This window comes from Streptomyces sp. NPDC001851 (genome assembly GCF_040297165.1).
Taxonomy (GTDB): Bacteria; Actinomycetota; Actinomycetes; order Streptomycetales; family Streptomycetaceae; genus Streptomyces.
In genome coordinates this window covers 1-2,710 of the sequence record NZ_JBEOYR010000065.1, presented here as the reverse complement: position 1 = coordinate 2,710, position 2,710 = coordinate 1, and the positions used below count along the sequence as shown (strand labels likewise).

The 2,710-nt window shown below is 68.9% G+C and carries 1 protein-coding gene and 1 pseudogene; both read left to right on the top strand.

The genetic code is table 11. From position 1 onward, the window contains the following. Window positions 1-663 (top strand): phosphopantetheine-binding protein (locus ABT171_RS41465; protein WP_351252120.1); only part of this gene is annotated, 663 nt, incomplete at its 5' end. An 80-nt stretch (window positions 664-743) separates the two neighbouring features. Continuing rightward, a pseudogene (locus tag ABT171_RS41460) lies at window positions 744-2,710 on the top strand (type I polyketide synthase); the annotation flags it as partial.

Below are 2,710 nucleotides of genomic sequence, written 5' to 3'. Positions count from 1 at the left end.
ACGACGGGTGAGGCGGTGCTGGCGGTCACCAGGCTGGATGCGACCGCCCTGCGCAACCAGAACACGGACACCACACCCGCCATGCTGCACGGCCTCGTGCCCACCGCTGCCCGACGGCGATCGGCCACCGCGAGCGGACCCGCCGAGGAGAAGTCGCTCACTCAGCGCCTGACAGGACTCTCCCCGGCCGACCAACAGCGCGCGCTCAGCGATCTCGTACGTACGCATGTGGCCGGGGTGCTCGGCCACGCCGACGCGAGCGGTATCGCGGGGGACCGGGCCCTCCAGGACATGGGCTTCGACTCGCTCACCGCCGTCGAGCTCCGCAATCAGCTCAACACCGCGACCGGACTGCGCCTGCCCACCACCCTCGTCTTCGACCACCCCTCCCCTGACGCCCTCGCGGCTCATCTGTGGGACCGGTTGGGCCTCGACGCGTCGCCGGCGGACGGGTCCGTACTGGCGGAGCTCGACCGTGTCGAAGCGGTGATCCGCAGCGGCGACGGAACCGCGGAGTCCGGTCACGAGCGGATCACCGCCCGGCTGCGGGAGCTTCTCGAACTAGCCGCCAAGGCCGGCAGCGCAGCCGAACCCGACAAGGCCGAGGACCTCGACTCCGCGACGGACGAAGAGCTCTTCGCCCTCCTGGACGACTTGGAATGACCGCGCCCCCGCCAACGGGGGCAGCACCCCGACCCGCATCCCTGACCACACCATCCCGGGAAAGCTGAGAGCACGTGGCTGACGAGGAAAAGCTCCGCGACTATCTCAAGCGGGCCATCGCCGACGCGCGCGACGCGCGCAAGCGCCTCCGCGACGTCGAGGACAAGCAGCATGAGCCGATCGCCATCGTGGGCATGGCCTGCCGGTATCCGGGAGGCGTGAATTCACCGGATGAGTTGTGGCGGCTGGTGGCGGACGGTGTGGACGCGGTCGGCGAGTTCCCGGTCAACCGCGGCTGGAACCTGGACGAGCTGTACGACCCGGATCCGGCGCAGCCGGGCACGTCCTACACGCGTCGCGGCGGATTCCTCCACGACGCCGACGAGTTCGACCCGGAGTTCTTCGGGATGTCGCCGCGCGAGGCGCTGGCAGCTGATCCGCAGCAGCGTCTGTTGCTGCAGACGGCGTGGGAGACGTTCGAGAGTGCCGGGGTCGATCCCGAGACGCTGCGGGGCAGTCGTACGGGCGTCTTCACGGGCGTGATGTACAGCGACTACGGGTCCCGGCCCCACCTTCCGCCCGAAGACGTCGAAGGCTACCTCTTCAGCGGCAGCGCGGGGAGCATCGCATCGGGGCGGCTGGCCTACACCTACGGTCTGGAGGGCCCGGCGGTCACGGTGGACACGGCGTGCTCGTCCTCCCTGGTCGCGCTGCATCTGGCGGCCAACGCGCTGCGGCGGGGGGAGTGCGACCTCGCTCTGGCGGGCGGCGCGACGGTGATGTCGACGCCCGTCGCCTTCGTCGAGTTCTCCCGACTCCGCGGGCTCTCCGAGGACGGCCGGTGCAAGTCGTTCTCGGCGGCTGCGGATGGTACGGGTTGGTCGGAGGGTGTGGGGTTGTTGTTGGTGGAGCGGTTGTCGGATGCCCGGCGCAATGGGCATCGGGTGTTGGCGGTGGTGCGGGGGAGTGCGGTCAATCAGGATGGTGCGTCCAATGGTCTGACGGCGCCGAATGGTCCTGCGCAGGAGCGGGTGATCCGGCAGGCGTTGGCGAATGCGGGTGTGTCGGCTGCGGATGTGGATGTGGTCGAGGCGCATGGGACGGGGACGAGGCTGGGTGATCCGATCGAGGCGCAGGCGTTGCTTGCGACGTATGGGCAGGGGCGGCGGGATGGCCGGCCGTTGTGGTTGGGGTCGTTGAAGTCGAACATCGGGCATGCGCAGGCTGCTGCGGGTGTCGGTGGTGTGATCAAGATGGTGCAGGCGATGCGGCATGGTGTTCTGCCCAGGACGCTGCATGTCGATGAGCCGTCTCCGCATGTGGACTGGGAGGCGGGAGCGGTGTCGTTGCTCACCGAGGCCCGGGAGTGGCCGGTGACCGGCACACCCCGCAGGGCCGGGATCTCCTCCTTCGGATTCGGTGGCACCAACGCCCACGTCATCATCGAACAGGCCCCCGCCGACGCCGGGCAAGAGACCGATGACGCTCCCTCCACTCCCTTGCCCACGATCCCATGGCTCGTGTCCGGGCGGAACGAGAACGCTCTGCGCGCGCAGGCCGAGCGGCTGCACGCCCATCTGACGGCCCACCCCGAACTGCCTTTGGCGGACGTCGGGTTCTCACTGGCCACGACCAGGGCAGCCCTGGAACGCCGTGCGGTCGTCATCGGTGGCGACCGTACGGAGCTGATGCGTGGCCTTGAGGCCCTCGCGGGCGGCGAACACCTACCAGAGGGAGGCCACGCCCCCGGACAGAAGACCGCGTTCCTGTTCACGGGGCAGGGGAGTCAGCGGTTGGGTATGGGGCGTGAGTTGTATGAGCGGGTGCCGGAGTTCGCTCGTGCTTTTGACGAGGTGTGCGACTGCTTTGACGGGGAGTTGCCGAGGCCGTTGAAGGAGGTGTTGTTCGCTGCGGCCGGTTCGGCGGAGTCGCTGCTTGTGGATCAGACGGTTTGGACGCAGCCGGCGTTGTTCGCGGTCGGGGTGGCGTTGTTCCGGGTGGTGGAGTCGTGGGGTGTGCGTCCTGACTTTGTGGCGGGGCATTCGAT